This is a genomic window from Bradyrhizobium sp. AUGA SZCCT0222, assembly GCF_018130205.1.
In the GTDB taxonomy this organism is placed as follows: domain Bacteria; phylum Pseudomonadota; class Alphaproteobacteria; order Rhizobiales; family Xanthobacteraceae; genus Bradyrhizobium.
The window spans coordinates 1-15,127 of the sequence record NZ_JAFCLX010000088.1; the positions used below are offsets into that span (position 1 = coordinate 1).

12 protein-coding genes are annotated in these 15,127 nt (G+C 61.7%); 6 read left to right on the plus strand and 6 right to left on the minus strand.

Annotated elements, in window-relative coordinates:
• Positions 1-166 precede the first annotated feature (166 nt).
• The 5 genes from JQ629_RS36505 to JQ629_RS36525 all read left to right on the plus strand — a co-directional run bounded on the left by JQ629_RS36505 (position 167) and on the right by JQ629_RS36525 (position 7,901).
• Positions 167-1,162 carry an ABC transporter substrate-binding protein gene (locus JQ629_RS36505; RefSeq protein WP_212416733.1) on the plus strand — a complete coding sequence of 332 codons (996 nt, stop codon included), beginning with the start codon at positions 167-169 and terminating at the stop codon, positions 1,160-1,162.
• A gap of 377 nt (positions 1,163-1,539) precedes the next feature.
• On the plus strand, positions 1,540-2,859 hold the full coding sequence (locus JQ629_RS36510; RefSeq protein ID WP_249135533.1) for a citrate transporter: 1,320 nt from the start codon (positions 1,540-1,542) through the stop codon (positions 2,857-2,859).
• Positions 2,860-4,610: 1,751 nt separating this feature from the next.
• Positions 4,611-5,996, plus strand: a complete 1,386-nt coding sequence (locus tag JQ629_RS36515) for an ABC transporter substrate-binding protein (protein WP_212416734.1) — start codon at positions 4,611-4,613, stop codon at positions 5,994-5,996.
• 169 nt (positions 5,997-6,165) lie between these two features.
• A complete protein-coding gene (locus JQ629_RS36520) occupies positions 6,166-7,038 on the plus strand; it encodes a carbohydrate ABC transporter permease (protein ID WP_211999421.1) in 873 nt (290 codons plus the stop codon).
• Complete coding sequence (locus tag JQ629_RS36525) at positions 7,035-7,901, plus strand: carbohydrate ABC transporter permease (RefSeq protein ID WP_212265636.1); 867 nt, start codon at positions 7,035-7,037, stop codon at positions 7,899-7,901. The genes JQ629_RS36520 and JQ629_RS36525 overlap by 4 nt, the downstream gene beginning before the upstream one ends.
• 108 nt (positions 7,902-8,009) lie before the next feature.
• Here the strand turns inward: JQ629_RS36525 and JQ629_RS36530 are convergent, their stop codons facing one another.
• The 3 genes from JQ629_RS36530 to JQ629_RS36540 are packed head-to-tail and all read right to left on the minus strand — an operon-like array spanning position 8,010 to position 10,956.
• Entirely contained in the window at positions 8,010-8,825 is an 816-nt protein-coding gene (locus JQ629_RS36530) for an ABC transporter permease (protein WP_212416735.1), read from the minus strand.
• Positions 8,825-9,739, minus strand: a complete 915-nt coding sequence (locus JQ629_RS36535; RefSeq protein WP_212416736.1) for an ABC transporter permease — start codon at positions 9,737-9,739, stop codon at positions 8,825-8,827. The genes JQ629_RS36530 and JQ629_RS36535 overlap by 1 nt, the downstream gene beginning before the upstream one ends.
• The gene (locus JQ629_RS36540; protein WP_212416737.1) at positions 9,736-10,956 is read right to left on the minus strand and encodes an ABC transporter ATP-binding protein; all 1,221 of its coding nucleotides are present in this window, start codon (positions 10,954-10,956) and stop codon (positions 9,736-9,738) included. The genes JQ629_RS36535 and JQ629_RS36540 overlap by 4 nt, the downstream gene beginning before the upstream one ends.
• A 147-nt stretch (positions 10,957-11,103) precedes the next feature.
• Between JQ629_RS36540 and JQ629_RS36545 the strand changes: the two genes are divergently transcribed.
• Positions 11,104-12,417: a tetratricopeptide repeat protein gene (locus JQ629_RS36545; RefSeq protein WP_212416738.1), complete on the plus strand. Its 1,314-nt coding sequence runs from the start codon at positions 11,104-11,106 to the stop codon at positions 12,415-12,417.
• Here the strand turns inward: JQ629_RS36545 and JQ629_RS37415 are convergent.
• The 3 genes from JQ629_RS37415 to JQ629_RS36555 form a co-directional block, all read right to left on the minus strand.
• Positions 12,402-12,680, minus strand: coding sequence for an adenylate/guanylate cyclase domain-containing protein (locus JQ629_RS37415; RefSeq protein WP_249135531.1), 279 nt, complete (start codon positions 12,678-12,680; stop codon positions 12,402-12,404). The genes JQ629_RS36545 and JQ629_RS37415 overlap by 16 nt on opposite strands.
• Positions 12,681-12,782: 102 nt before the next feature.
• Positions 12,783-13,418 (minus strand): hypothetical protein, encoded by a 636-nt coding sequence (locus JQ629_RS37420; protein WP_249135532.1) that lies wholly within the window; start codon positions 13,416-13,418, stop codon positions 12,783-12,785.
• Complete coding sequence (locus JQ629_RS36555; RefSeq protein ID WP_212416739.1) at positions 13,415-14,902, minus strand: glycerol-3-phosphate dehydrogenase; 1,488 nt, start codon at positions 14,900-14,902, stop codon at positions 13,415-13,417. The genes JQ629_RS37420 and JQ629_RS36555 overlap by 4 nt, the downstream gene beginning before the upstream one ends.
• Between the last annotated feature and the right edge of the window lie 225 nt (positions 14,903-15,127).

Sequence of the window (15,127 nt, forward strand, 5' to 3'; positions counted from 1 at the left end):
GACACATGACTTGCACCCGACCGCAAGCCGAACGTCAGAATCTCCTTGCAATGCGGGCGTCGTCCACACATGACCCAAAGCCGTCCTTCCACCCCTACAGCGCCACGACAAAAGTGCTACGCTCGTCATTCCATATGCTTTGCTTGGTCTCTGGAAGGAGAGGCACATGCGACGGCGGGACCTTCTCGCGGGATTGTTAGCCACCACCACAACGGCGACTGCGCTGTGGGCAGCCGAACAAAATAAGGTCTACCGATTGGCAGTTTGCAGCCAGTCAGGAATGGACAGCTTCGGAGGACCTTTCTGGATACTCCTCTTCAATCGCTTGGCTCAGATGGGGTTCACGGAGGGCAAGAACCTAATCGTGGATCGATATGCCACTGAGGGTCGGCCCGAACGCTACGAGGAGGTCGCGCGCAAGATCGTGCAAGCTAAACCCGACGTCATAGCGGTTGGGTTCGATCATCAATTCATCCTGCAGGTCGCAAAAGAGACGACCGCAATTCCAATTGTTGCCACGTTTGGTGATCCCGTCGCCGCTGGAATTTTAAAGAACATGGCTAGGCCGGAACGCAACATCACTGGCGTCTCTTTGGATGCCGGGATCGAGATGCAAGGGAAGCACCTCGAAGTTCTCCGGCAAGCCGTGCCTTCGGCATCGCGCGTTGCCTATCTCTCGAACCGCGCAGAATGGGAAGGGGCTTGGGGACAAGCTGTCAGAGAAGCGGGCCAGCGGTCGGGAGTTTCAATCATCGGCATACCGATGGAGCGTTCGGCGAGAGAACCGGAATATCAGCAAGCCTTCGAGACGATGGCGCAGCAATCGGTTGAAGGACTGATGGCCAATGGGCTTCCTCCCAACTTCGGACACCGTGAGCTGATACTTGGACTTGCAGTGAAATATCGGCTGCCATCGATTACTTGGTGGACTGACATTGCCGACAGTGGACAGGTATTCTTGGCCTATGCGCCGGACTATTCCTATTCTTTCCTTCGCTGGGCGGATGAAGTCGGCCAAACTCTCAACGGTGTTCCGCCAGCTGAAATTCCTATCCAGCAGCCAACGAAATTCATACTTGCGATCAACCTGAAGACCGCGAAGGCGATTGGCCTCGATGTGCCTTCGACACTGATCCTCAGGGCTGACAAAGTGATCGAATGAGGGAGCCATTTGCTGCGGTGCATGAGTCTGGAAATGGCACCTTCGAGACATGCCTTGTGTGTCCTCCGGATGTCCGCTTTCGCGGGTTGATCGGAAGTCGTGTTTTCGGGACCATCAGGGCAGCTTTTGACCCCAGAGCGGACATCAGCCTCTGGCACACATTGCTTTCTTTCGGTCGGCGTGTAGAACGGCACTCGGGTGCTCGCTGCATGTGGCAGTGACAGGTCAAGCGATGGTCGGGCCGCCACGCGGAAAGCGCGCACCCGATGCATTCCCGACGTTCAACCGAAGAAATCCTCCGTGCCCAATCCCTCGCCGGAAGGGCCGTGAATGTGCCCCTGCTGCTTGTTGCGGCCGCTGTGGCTCTGCCAGGCATCCTGTTTGCACATCCAGCCGCGGCAGCATCCACGACCGGTGTATACTCGGCCCAGCCCATCTACCTGTCCGGCATACCGATTGATTTCATTCTGTTCGGCCTGACACTGCTCGGCGTAGCCGTATTCCACCACAAGACGCTTGCGGTGGCATTGACCGGGCTCGTGGCCGTTACGCTTTACAAGCTGCTGATTACCGGCTTCCGGCAAGGCGAGGGCTTGATTGGCCTGATGTTCCAGCTTCACCACGAATGGGTTGTTCTCGCCAATCTGTTTCTGCTGCTGATGGGTTTCGCCATCCTGTCGCGGCATTTCGAGAACAGCCGAATCCCCGACGCGATGCCCGCGTTGCTGCCCAACGGCTGGAGCGGCAGCCTGGTTCTGCTTGCCATTGTTTTCGTGATGTCGGGCTTCCTCGACAATATTGCCGCGGCCCTGATCGGCGGCACGATGGCGCGGCACCTGTTCAAGGGCAAAGTACATATCGGTTACCTTGCCGCCATCGTTGCGGCCGCCAATGCTGGCGGCGCTGGCAGCGTAGTCGGCGATACCACCACCACCATGATGTGGATCGACGGCATCAGCCCGCTTCGCGTCGTCGAGGCCTACGTCGCCGCCGTCGCCGGCTTCCTGATCTACGGGATACCAGCCTCATTGATCCAACACCGCCATTCTCCAATAGAGAAGGATGCCCAGCGCGGCCGGCGCATCGATTGGACCTATGTGGGAATTGTCGCTGCAATCCTGACCATCGCCATTGTGGCCAACGTCATCGCCAACCTGAAATTTCCGGCGGTGCTCGATGCCGTCCCCGTGATCGGACTTGCGGTGTGGATCGTCATTCTCGCGGCCGCGCCGCTGCGTCGGCCGGATTGGGCGATCATGCCGGAAACGTTCAAGGGCACGGTCTTCCTTCTGGCCCTTGTCACCAATGCGTCCTTTATGCCGGTCGAGGAATTGCCGGGGGCCTCGTGGCAAACCGCGCTGGGGCTCGGCTTCCTGTCTTCGGTGTTCGACAACATCCCGCTAACGGCGCTTGCGCTCAAGCAGGGCGGCTATGACTGGGGTTTTCTTGCATATTCCGTGGGCTTCGGCGGATCGATGATCTGGTTCGGCTCGTCTGCCGGCGTCGCGATCTCCAATATGTACCCGGAGGCAAAGTCGGTCGGCCTGTGGTTGCGGCACGGCTGGTTTGTCGCGGTAGCATACATTGTGGGCTTCTTCGTTATGTTCGCCATTGTTGGTTGGAATCCTGACCCTCCACACAAAAAGCGTGCTGCGCTAGATGTGAACTATCAACTGGGCGTGGCTGGCCACCTGTAAGGCGAGCCTAGCGCGGATGGAACGTCGGCAATCGGGCCCTTAGCGAAAGTGGTCGACGGAATAGCCGATGTCAGCTTTCCCTGAACGGTCATATGATGTTGCGTTCGACATGCGCTCTCAGCTGCCAATCTGTTCCCATAGGGCTGGAAGGGTACTGTACGTACTTGACCCGTAGTGTCCTCATCTCATGATGATAGGGTGTCGTAATTCGCAGTATGACCGGTGAGGACACCATGGGATGGTTTGACCGGCTGTTTGGAAGAACCTCGGAGCCTACTAGTCGTCTCTTTGCCGGATTCCGAAGGAAATCACAGGCACCGACTGATCCTGATCTTCTGAAGATTGCCAAAGATCGAAAAGGGCATATTTCACGGAGAGAGTAGAGAGAGATGAGTATAATCGGCTGGTTTTGGAGAAGTACGCGCACGATAAGGATTGATTTGCCGCGCCTCGCCAGAAGGCTCTGACCAAAGCGTAGGGCCGCCTCATGTTGACGGCCTCTTTCTTGGGACCGGAATATTTTCAATCGCTCATGCGCTGATATTGCGGGTCGGGCCACCTCAGTTGGGTGTGAGTCAAACAGCGAGAGGGGCGATTAACAACGCTGTTAACCACCCCCTTGTGATTGTGAATCAAAAAGGCCGCATTTCGCGCGACCCTCGCCGGTCAAATTCAAATTTTGTTCGGGATGAAAAGTGCCCCGGCAAGAGCAATATGAAGATCTTCCCCAAATTCTGTGGAGTCAGGAAAAGCCCGGCACTTCAAACAGGCAGTGGCAATTGTTGAGCGCCCTTACCCAAGCTCAAGCTCGGGCGCGTCCGCCTCTGGAAGGAAGTAAAATCAAAAAACCGCCGCTTGAGCGACGCCTTGAGAACTGCGTCGCCTCGTGCGCAAGAGCATTGTGAGCGCGGCGGGTGCGGCAAATCAACCCGACGGGCAAATCAGTTCTGATTTACGGAAATGATGTCAAGCCCCAAAATAAAAAATATTTCTGTTTACCAGAATGAAAATCAAGTACATACATTTGTCCATCCCGTCCTGGTCAGAAGGGCGTCGGCCGTCGTCACGGACGTTGGGCGGGTTGCGGTGGACGCTGGTTTACGCCTCGACGACGGCGTGGATTAAGCGTACGGCAAAACCGTGTGGTCCTGGCGCCCGTTGCAGGTGTCAAGCCGTCGGCTAGGCGTGAGCTGAACCGGCGGTGACGGAGTCAACCAAGAACTCGTCTCCGGGGAGATCACGGCATAAGCCGTAAAGCCATTGCGCAGGGAATGTCGGATGTTCTCCGCTGCCCTGTATGCTCATGTGCAGCATTTTTTGTGCTAACCGCACATGAGACCGCGGGTGCAGCGCGCATCCGGCATTCCCTGCGCCCTCATTTTGGAGAGGGCGGGAAGTTTCTGGCAAAGCTCGGGCGTATCAGGCCGCGAGAATGCGAAGCTGTGTCACCTCGGCCCAAATGGGCAACAAGCCGGTATCCCATAGCCGCCGATGCACATGTTAGATCGGGCGATGCCCAAGTTGGATTTGGCTGGAACTTCAATCCCTCTCACAATCAAGATGGAGGGCGTCACCTGTACGCGATTGCGAGCCACCGACAAGACTGAAACGCCGTCGTTGCGAAAACGGACCGCTTTGGAACACCCTCCCCTACAAAAAGTTTGCAACGCGGCATCTAGATCGCGCCGTTTGGTTGCGCTATCACTAATCCAACTGGTCAAAAACCCCGGCAAAAATTCAGGGAGAACAACGTGAGATTCAAGGGAATTGGTGCAGTTTCACTCGCGGTCGCAGCGGTCGGGCTGTTTTACGCCACAGCGCCTGCGATGGCCCAGCAAAAAACGATTACCGTCTGGTTCGGCAAGGGCTTCTACAAGTCCGAGGACGACGCGCTGCTTGAGGCGATCAAGAAGTTCGAGGCCAAGACCGGCATCAAGGTAGAACTGTCGCAATACGCCATTCAGGACATGATCCCGAAGACGGTGGCGGCGCTGGATTCCGGCACCGTGCCTGACGTCGCCTATTCCGACAGCTACGACGTGCAGGCGCAGGGCAAATGGGCCTATGAAGGCAAGCTCGAGGACCTCGGCGACATTCTGCTGCCGATGAAGTCGGCGTTCGCGCCGAACACGCTGGAGACCGCGCTGCTCTACAACGATGTGGCCAAGAAGAAGGCCTATTACGGCTATCCGCTGAAGCAGCAGAGCATGCACGTCCAGATCTGGAGCGACATGCTGGAGCAGGCCGGCTTCAAGCAAAGCGACATTCCGACCAAATGGGAAGATTACTGGTCGTTCTGGTGCGACAAGGTGCAGCCCGCCATCCGCAAGGCCACCGGCCAGCGCATCTACGCCGTCGGCCAGCCGATGGGCGTGGAATCCACCGACTCGTTCCAGTCGTTCTACACCTTCATGGACGCCTACAACGTCAAGCTGGTCGATGACGACGGCAAGCTTCTGGTCGACGACCCCAAGGTGCGCGAAAACCTGATCAAGGCGGTGAAGGACTACACCGATACCTACACCAGGGGCTGCTCGCCGCCCTCCTCCACCACCTGGAAGGATCCGGACAACAACGTCGCGTTCCACAACAAGACCATCGTGATGACGCACAACTTCACGATCTCGATCGCGGCAAAATGGCTCGACGACGCCAACAACCCGGCGCTGACGCCGGAACAGCGGGCGCTCGGCAAGAAGAACTACGACGAGACCATCATCACGGCCTCGTTCCCCAACAAGCCGGACGGTACGCCGATCAAGTACCGCTCCGACGTCAAGACCGGGCTGATGTTCACCGCCGCCAAGAACAAGGCCGAGGGCAAGGAGTTCATCAAGTTCCTGCTGCAGGAGGAAAACCTTCGGCCCTATATCGAAGGCGCGCTCGGCCGCTGGTTCCCGGTGACGACCGCAAGCCAGCAGAGCCCGTTCTGGCAGGCTGACCGGCATCGCAAAGCCGTCTACACACAGTTCACTGGCGGCACCACGCCGTTCGACTTCACCAAGAACTGGAAGTTCACGATCCTGAACAACGAGAACGTCTGGGCCAAGGCGATGAACCGGGTGGTGAGCGAGAAGGTTCCGGTCGACAAGGCCGTCGACGAACTGATCGCCCGCCTCAAGCAAATCGCGGGTTGATCAACGACGCCGGCCGCCGCGGAAGTGTCGTCCCTGCGAAAGCAGGGACCCATACGCCGCGGCGGTCGTTTTAGATGAAACTGGTCGATGGCCTTCGTTCAACCACGAAGGCCTGTGGTTATGGGTCCCTGCGTTCGCAGGGACGACGACGTAGATTAGAGCAAGCACAATGGCGATTACGATCTCGGGCGATCAGGCGATGCCAGGCCCGCCGCTGTCGGCCCGGCTGACCACCCCGCAGGTCTGGGGCATCGTGCTGGTGGCGCCCTACCTGCTGGTGTTTCTGGCCTTCGTGGTCTACCCGGTCGGGTACGGGCTGTGGCTGGCGCGTCATCCGGCGAGCTATGTCGCGCTCTATCACGATCCGATCTTCGCGCGCGCCGCGGTCAATACGCTGATCTTTCTCCTGGTCGGCATCAACCTCAAAATGATGATCGCGCTGCTCCTGTCCGGCTTCTTCGCCCAGCAGCGCCCCTGGATCAAATGGCTGTCGGTGCTGTTCATCCTGCCCTGGGCAGTGCCTTCGATCCCGACCATTCTCTCCGTACGCTTCATGTTCAACCCCGAATGGGGCGTGGTCAATACGCTGATCTTCAAACTCACCGGCGATGACGGCCCTAACTGGCTCAATGACCCCACCGTGGCGCTTTCCATGGCGATCGGTGTGCACATCTGGAAATCGCTGCCGTTCTGGACGCTGATCCTGATGACCGGGCGGCTTGCGATCTCGCACGATCTTTACGAGGCGGCCGAAGTCGACGGCGCGAGCCGGACGCAGAAGTTCCGCTTCATCACCTGGCCATCGATGCAGGCGCTGTATCTGACCTGCACCCTGCTCTCGATGATCTGGACGCTGGGCGACTTCAACAGCGTGTATCTGCTGACCGGCGGCGGCCCCGCCGATCTCACCCATGTGCTGGCGACCCTGGGGATTCGCTATCTGCGGCTCGATCAGCTCAGCCTGGCGATGGCGTCCATCGTCTGCGCGCTGCCGTTCGTGCTGCCGCTGATCTATTTCATGATGAAACGGTTGTCGCGATGAAACTGCCAACGCCAAAGCTTCCAACCTGGCGCGAAGTCGGCGTCGAAGCCCGCCTCCTGCTGATCGGGATTCCCGTGTTCCTCTGGACCATGATCCCGATCTACCACATGTTCCTGTTCGCGATTTCGCCGAAGGAAGATGCGTTCTCCGGAAAGCTCTGGCCGGCGCATCCGACACTGAACAATTTCCGCATCGTGTTCCATCAGGAGCATTACTTCCTGCGGGATTTCTGGATCCAGTTCTGGAATTCGATCGTGATCGCGCTGGCCGCCGGCGCGCTGACGCTGCTGATCGCAACCGCGGCGGCGTTTGCGATCTCGCGGCTCAAGGTGCCCGGCGGGCGGTGGGTGATGAATCTCGCGCTGTTCACCTATTTCATCCCGGCGGCGTTCCTCGCGGTGCCGATGTACCGGACCATGGGCAATTACGGCCTGCTCAATAATCACTGGTCGCTGATTCTGGCGATGGTGACGATCGCCTCTCCCTACGCGATCTGGGTGCTGAAGCAGGCCTCCGACAAGCTGCCGGTCGAACTCGACGAAGCCGCCGTCATGGACGGCGCGACCATTCCGCAGCTGTTCAGGCTGGTCTATGTGCCGCTGATGATGCCGTCGCTGGTGGCGATCGGCACTTACGCGATCCTGCTCGCCTGGAACGAATATCTCTACGCGTTCCTGCTGCTCTCCAAGGACACCGAAATCACGCTGCCCGTGGCGCTCGGCAACTTCCTCGCCGCCGACGATTCGCCCTGGGAATTGCTGATGACCACCGGCTTCATCTACGCGCTGCCGCCGGCCGCGATCTACTACGCGTTCAAGCGGTATATGGTGGGCGGGCTGACGGCGGGCGCGGTGAAGTCGTGAGGAACGAAATCTAGATTGCCGTCATTGCGAGCGAAGCGAAGCAATCCACCTCACGGCATAACGGATGGATGGATTGCTTCGTCGCTACGCTCCTCGCAATGACGACGATTACAGCGGCGCCGCGCTCTCGCCCTGCGACCTCGACAATTTCGACGCGAACGACGCAATCACGATCACCACCGCGATCAGCGCGATCACCATCGTGCAGATCGCGTTGATCTGCGGCTTCACGCCGAGCCGCACCTCGGAATAGATCCGGATCGGCAACGTCGCCGAACCCGGGCCGGTCGTGAAACTCGCGATCACGACATCGTCGAGCGACAGCGTGAAGGCCAGCATCCAGCCCGCCGCGATCGCCGGGACGATCAGCGGCAGCGTCACGGACAAAAACGCCTTCACCGGATCGCAGCCGAGATCCATCGCGGCTTCCTCGAGGCTGCGGTCGATGGAGGCGAGGCGCGACTGCACCACGACGGTGACGAAGCACATCGTCAGCGTGGTGTGCGCGATCGTCACGGTCCAGAAGCCGCGCTCGGCGTTGAGCGCCACGAACAGCAGCAGCAGCGACAGGCCAGAGATCACCTCCGGCATCACCAGCGGCGCATAGAGCATGCCCGAGAACAGCGAGCGGCCCTTGAAACGCTCGCCGCGCGCCAGACCAATCGCGGCCAGCGTGCCAAGCAGGGTTGCAACCGTCGCCGACACCGCGGCGACGCGCAGGCTCATCCAGGCCGCGTCCAGCATGGCGCGGTCGTTGAAGAACTCAGTGTACCAGCGCAGCGACCAGCCGCCCCACACCGTCACCAGCCGCGAGGCGTTGAACGAGTAGATGACGAGAATGACGATCGGCAGATAGAGAAACGCCAGGCCCAGCGCCAGCGAGGTGATGTTGAACGACGAAATCCGGTTCACCTGCCGCGCCATCAGCCCCCTCCCCGCAGCGTGCGGCGCTGCAGCCGGTCATAGAGCAGCAGCGGCGGTATCAACAGCAGCAGCAGCGCGACGGCGGCAGCGGAAGCAACCGGCCAGTCCTTGTTGGTGAAAAATTCGAGCCACAGCGTCTGCCCGATCATCATCGAACCGGAACCCGCGAGCAGATCTGGAATCACGAACTCGCCGACGATCGGGATGAAGCACAGCAGCGCGCCGGCGCCGACGCCTGGCAGCGACAGCGGAAACGTCACCAGCCAGAACGCGCGTCCCGGCGAAGCGCCGAGATCGGACGCCGCCTCGATCAGCACGCCGTCCATTTTGGCGAGCGTGGCGTACAGCGGCAGGATCATGAACGGCAGATAGGAATAGACGATGCCGATATACATCGCGCTGTCGGTCGACAGCCACACCACAGGCGTTGATACGATATGCAGCGCCAGCAGCACCTTGTTGAGCAGGCCGTCATGCTGCAGGATGTTGATCCAGGCATAGATCCGGATCAGGAACGAGGTCCAGAACGGCACGATGACCAGCATCATCGCGATCGGTTGCCAGCGCTGCGGCAGCCGCGCCATGCCATAGGCGATGGGGTAGCCGATCAGCAGCAGGATCGCCGTCGAGGTCACCGCGACGAAGATGCTGCGCAGGTAGGACGAGATGTAGAGACTGTCCGAAATCAACAGCTTGAAATTATCCAGCGACAATTGCCCAAACGCCGCCTTGATCGCCGCCCAGCCTTCGGTGAGGTCGAACAGCGGCACATAGGGCGGCTGTGCGATCGCGGTCTGCGACAGGCTTATTTTAAGCACGAAACCGAACGGCACCAGGAAGAACAGCACCATCCACAAATAGGGCGCGATCGCAGCCAGCCGCGCCGGACGGGCGAAGATGCTGCGCGCGCTCATTGTTCCAGCACCATGCAATCGTCAGGCGTGAACCAGGCCACCACGCGCTGGCCCGCGAGATAGGCATCCATGTCGAGCCGCGCGGTATTGGCCATCGATGCGCGCACCACCGCGCCGGATTCCAGCTTGACCTGGTACGCGGTGAGCCCGCCGAGATAGCTGACATCTGTCACCACGCCCTCGAGCCGGTTGATCGCATGTGTATTGGCCGCATCCGACACCGGGGCGCGGCGCGACAGCTTGACCTTCTCGGGGCGGATCGCGACACAGACCGTGGCCTTGGTAACCCGCTGGCGCGGCTCGGTGACGGCAAGCGTGACACCCTCCCTGGTCGTGACCAGCAGCCGGTTATTCTCACGCCAGCCAACCTCGCCGTCGAACAGATTGACGTCGCCGATGAACTCCGCGATCCAGCGTGAACGCGGCGCCTCGTAGAGTTCGCGCGGGGCGGCGACCTGTTCGAGGCGGCCGGCATCCATCACGCCGATCCGGCCCGCCATCGTCATCGCCTCTTCCTGGTCGTGGGTGACGATGATGAAGGTCATGCCGAGCCGGCGCTGCAGGTCCATCAATTCGAGCTGCGTGCTCTCGCGCAGCTTCTTGTCCAGCGCCGCCAGCGGCTCGTCGAGCAACAGCACCTGCGGGCGGCGGGCCAGCGAGCGCGCCAGCGCCACGCGCTGCTTCTGGCCACCGGAGAGCTGATCGGGCTTGCGCTTCTCCATGCCTTCGAGCTTGACCAGCGCAACCATCTCGGCGACGCGGGTGGCGATCTGCTCGCGCGCCATGCCGGCGCGCTTGAGGCCGAACGCGATGTTGTCCCGCACCGACAGATGCGGAAACAGCGCGTAGTTCTGGAACATCATGTTGACCGGACGCAGATGCGGCGGCACCTGCGCGATGTCCTTGGCTCCAAGCAGGATGCGGCCCTCGTCCGGCGTCTCGAAACCGGCGAGCATGCGCAGCAGCGTGGTCTTGCCGCAGCCGCTCGGACCGAGCAGCGCAAAAAATTCCCCGGCGCGGATATCGAGCGACAGCCGGTCCACCGCGCGGAAACTGCCGAACGACTTGCCGACCGCCTCGATGCGCAGCAGCGGCATGTCGGCGGCCGGTTCGAGCTGCGCCGCCGGGCCTACAGGCGCTTGGGGTGGCGACTCCGGCTTTGCGGGGCCCGCGACCCCATCGGCCTTCGGCGTAATTTCCGGCGATTCCTCGGTCATGTCCCCTGCCAGCCCTCGCTGCCGCACGCTAGCGGCGGATCGGCACCGGCTCAACCGCTTCGCGCCGCACAGTCACAATATTATCGCTGTCAGCGGTCATGTCTCTGCTAGGCTTGGCACTCACCGCGCGCATCACGGAACAAGAAAATGAACCGGGACCGATATGACCTGCCGCTGACGACGACCTCCGACCGCGCCGCCGCGCATTATCGCGACGGCATGGACTGCATGTTGTCGGCCTGGCACGGCGCCGAGGACGCATTCGACCGCGCGATCCGGGAAGACCCCGGCTTCGCACTGGCGCATATCGCGCGCGCCCGCCTGCATCAGCTCAATATGCAGGGCAATGAAGCGCGCCGCATGGCCGCCCATGCACGGCAACTCGCCGCCGGCGCCGACGCCCGTGAGCGCCATCATATCGATGTCATGGCTGCCGTGATCGAGGGCAAGCCGAAAGTGGCCGTCAGCGGCGCGGAAGCGCATCTCGAGGAATATCCCCGCGATGCGCTGGTGCTGTCGATGCTGCTCGGCGCCTTCGGGCTCTACGCGTTTTCAGGCCGTGCCGACCACGACGCCGCCAAGCTTGCGGTATGCGAGCGTGTCGCCAGGCATTACGGCGAGGACTGGTGGTTCCTGAGTTATCTCGGCTGGTCGCATACCGAAGCCGGCAATCTCGCCACTGGCCGCGCCTTTAGCGAACGCGCGATGGGGTTGCGGGCTGAAAACGCCAACGCCGCGCACGGCCTGTCGCACGCGATGTTCGAGCAGGGCGACCTGGCGGCGGGCCGTCAGTTTCTTTCCGCGTGGCTCCCCGCGCACGACCGCAAGAGCTTTCTGCACGGGCATCTGTGGTGGCACATCTCGCTGACCGCGCTCGACGAAGGCGATCTCGAAGGCGCGCTTGCGATCTACGAACAGCAAATCAAGCCGGCCGACCGCCCCTACCCGCCGCTGAATATTTTCACCGACGGCGCTTCGCTGCTGTGGCGGTTGTCACTCGCCGGCAAATCCGGGCTGGAGCCGCATTGGCGCGATGTCGCCGCCTATGGCGAAAAATATTTCCCGCAGGCCGGGGCGCATTTCGCCGACGTGCATCATGCGCTGGCCGCCGCGGCAATCGGCGGCGAGGCGCTGGACACGCGGCTGGCGCAGCTGGAGGCCCGTGCTTCCGACGGTAAACTGCCGCCGGGCCGCGCGGCCATCGACATGTGCCGCGGCATGCGGGCCTTCACCGACGGCGATCATGACGGCGCGATCCGCCTGCTTGAACCCGCGATGGCCGAATTGGTGCGGATCGGCGGCAGCCATGCCCAGCGCGAATTGTGGGAGGACACATTGATCGTGGCGTATTTGCGCGGTGGACACCGCGAGAAGGCCGCCGGGCTGATCTCCACCCGGCTCGAGCGCAGGCCGTCCGCACGTGACGCGGCCTGGTCGCGGGAGGTTCAGGCGCGGCGTTGAACGGCGAACACGTCGATCGCCGCCGCGCGGCCGCGCAACTGGGCATGACCGAGCGGTTCAACGAGGATATTTGAATTGGGCCGGACGCGGCTGAGCAGATCGGCGGAGACCAGCAGATTGCGGCCGGCCTCCTTGCAGTATTCCTGCAGCCGCGCGGTCACGTTCACGGTGTCGCCGAAATAGGCCAACTGACGCCGCGAGTTGCCGCATTCGCTGATCACCACGGGACCGGCATGCAGGCCGGCGCGGAAACCCGGCACCATGCCGAACTCTTCCCGGTAGGAATCCGCCTTTCCCGCGATCGTATCCGCGATCGCAAAGAAGCAGTCGATGCAGTTTCCATCCGATTTCTTGCGGTCCAGCGGTCAGGTGACGATGACCTCGTCGCCGACATAGGCATGGACTTCGCCGCCATGCGCGACGATGGCCGCATCGATGTCGTAGAAAAACCGGGTAAGAAGGCCTTGCACGCGCAGTTCGCCTATCGCCTCGGCAAGCGAGGTGGAGCCCGCGAGGTCGAGGAACATCAGCACGCGCTCTTCCCGCACCGGGCGGCGATATCGCCCGAGCGCGACGTTGAGCAGCACCCGGTTGCCGACGAGACGTGTCAGCTCAAAGGCCAGTCCGACAAGCAGGGCCCCGAAAAACGCGGCCACGAAGATCTTGGGGAACGTATCAACCAGCCAGGCGGCTTCTATCCTGTGCCAATAAAGCAGCGGCTCCAGACCCAGAAGAACGGATGCAACGACGACGGCCATAGTTGCGGAACGCAGACCCAAATCCATCAACAGCGGCCATCTGCTGATCCACTCACTTCGCCGCGAAGCAAAATAGAGATGAGTCGCCCAACCGGCGAGTGCAACGCCGATGCCGTGGAGGCCGCTTCGCAGGTAGTTCGCCACGGTTGCTTCCAGTGGATTGTCCACGAGGTAGCGCAGCGTCATCCCGAACAGCATGCCGAACACGGCGATGACCAGAGCCTGAAAAACAGAGCGGTTCATTTGCAATCCGTCCCCGACATCACCGTCGCCATGAATGCCGCCAGCGCCTCGCGGTCCGCCGGCGGCATGGTCAGGCCGAGCTTGGAGCGCCGCCACAGAATGTCGTCCGGGAAGCGCGCCCATTCGTGCTTCATGAGATAGCGGACTTCCGCGCCCGTCAGTTGAGGCCCAAACGCCGGGCCGAGATCGCCGCGATCCCTGGCCTCGCCTAGGATCGCCTTGACGTTCGACCCATAGGCGCCGACCAGGCGGCGGGCGTGATCCTCGCTGAGAAACCGCCAGCGCGCGCGCACCTCGTCGACCTCGTTCTCGAACCGGCTCCAGGCAAAATCGCCGCCGGGCAGCGGCGCCGTCGCAGTCCAGCGCGGCGACATCGGATAGAACGGCGTCAGCCTGGAGACGGCCCTTTCGGCGCGCAGCCGCGAGGTGGTGACGTCGCCGCCGAAGATCGTGATCAGCGGCGCCTTGCGGCGAGTGTGGTCGAAGCTCATCGCGCCGTCCCACGCTGCCCGGTTGTTCGAGGGGTTCATCACCAGGTTGGCGCCGGAAACCGTCCGCACCACGTCGAACGGCTCGATCCGCTCGCGGAAATACCGGTTGGCGGCATCACAGAGATAAGCGACGTCCTTGGCCGCCATCGCGACAATGGCGGGATCGCCCTTAAAGGCATGGCCAACGGTGCCGATCAGGGTGAAGTCGCGCTCATAGGGGCTGGCGAAAATCAGCCGGCCGTCGCTGTTCTGGAATACGTAGACGTTGTCGGTATCGAACAGGCGGCGGACGACGATCTGGCTCATCTGGATCGTGGCAAGCCTGGGTGGCGGCTGGCGCAGCACGGTCTCGGCGACGGTCGCGGTCCAGGCTCCGGTGGCGTTGACCAGCGCCCGCGCGGTCACGACCTGACGATGGCCACGATCGATCGTCACCAGCCGCCAGGTCTCGCCCCGCTCGGCGCGGGTGCAGCGGGCGCCAGTGCGGATCGCGGCCCCCCGCGCCGCGGCATCGACGGCGGTCAACACCACCAGGCGGGAATCATCGACCACGCAGTCGGAATATTCGAAGGCGGTTCCGAACGGCCGCTTCAGCGGGTTGCCGACCGGATGGTGGGTAACGTCGACGGTGGCGGAGCGCGGCAACGGCGCGCGCGAGGCCAGCCGGTCATACAGCAACAGCCATGACCGCAACTGCCAGGCCGGGCGTTCGTCGGTGTGGGCGGGGATGGCAAAGCGCATCGGGCGCACCAGATGTGGCGCGTTCCGGAGCCAAATGTCGCGCTCCGCCAATGCCGCGCGGACGCGAAGGAAGCGGCGCCGCTCCAGCCCCGCCAGATCGCCATGGACGAGCCGCGGCGAGGCCGAGGAGGCGCCCGCACCGAGATCGCCCTGCTCCAGCAGGATCACGCGCAGGCCGCGGCCGGCGGCATCGCGCGCGATGCTGACGCCGTTCAACCCGCCGCCGATGATCGCAAGATCGTAATCCGCCATGCAACGCTTACAGTCGAGAACCGAGGTGCACGACAACATAACGTTTTCGCGCGAAGTGGATACCGGTTCGCATAGCAGTCAAGTAGATCGCGTAGACTTATCTGCGGCAAAAACACGTCAAACAAAAACGTAGAGCCTGCGCGCAGGCTCTAGGTGGTGTGGACTCTAAGGATTCCCTTTTAGGCGCAAATCAGATTCAAGGCTTCTTTTTGGGAGGCAGTCTTG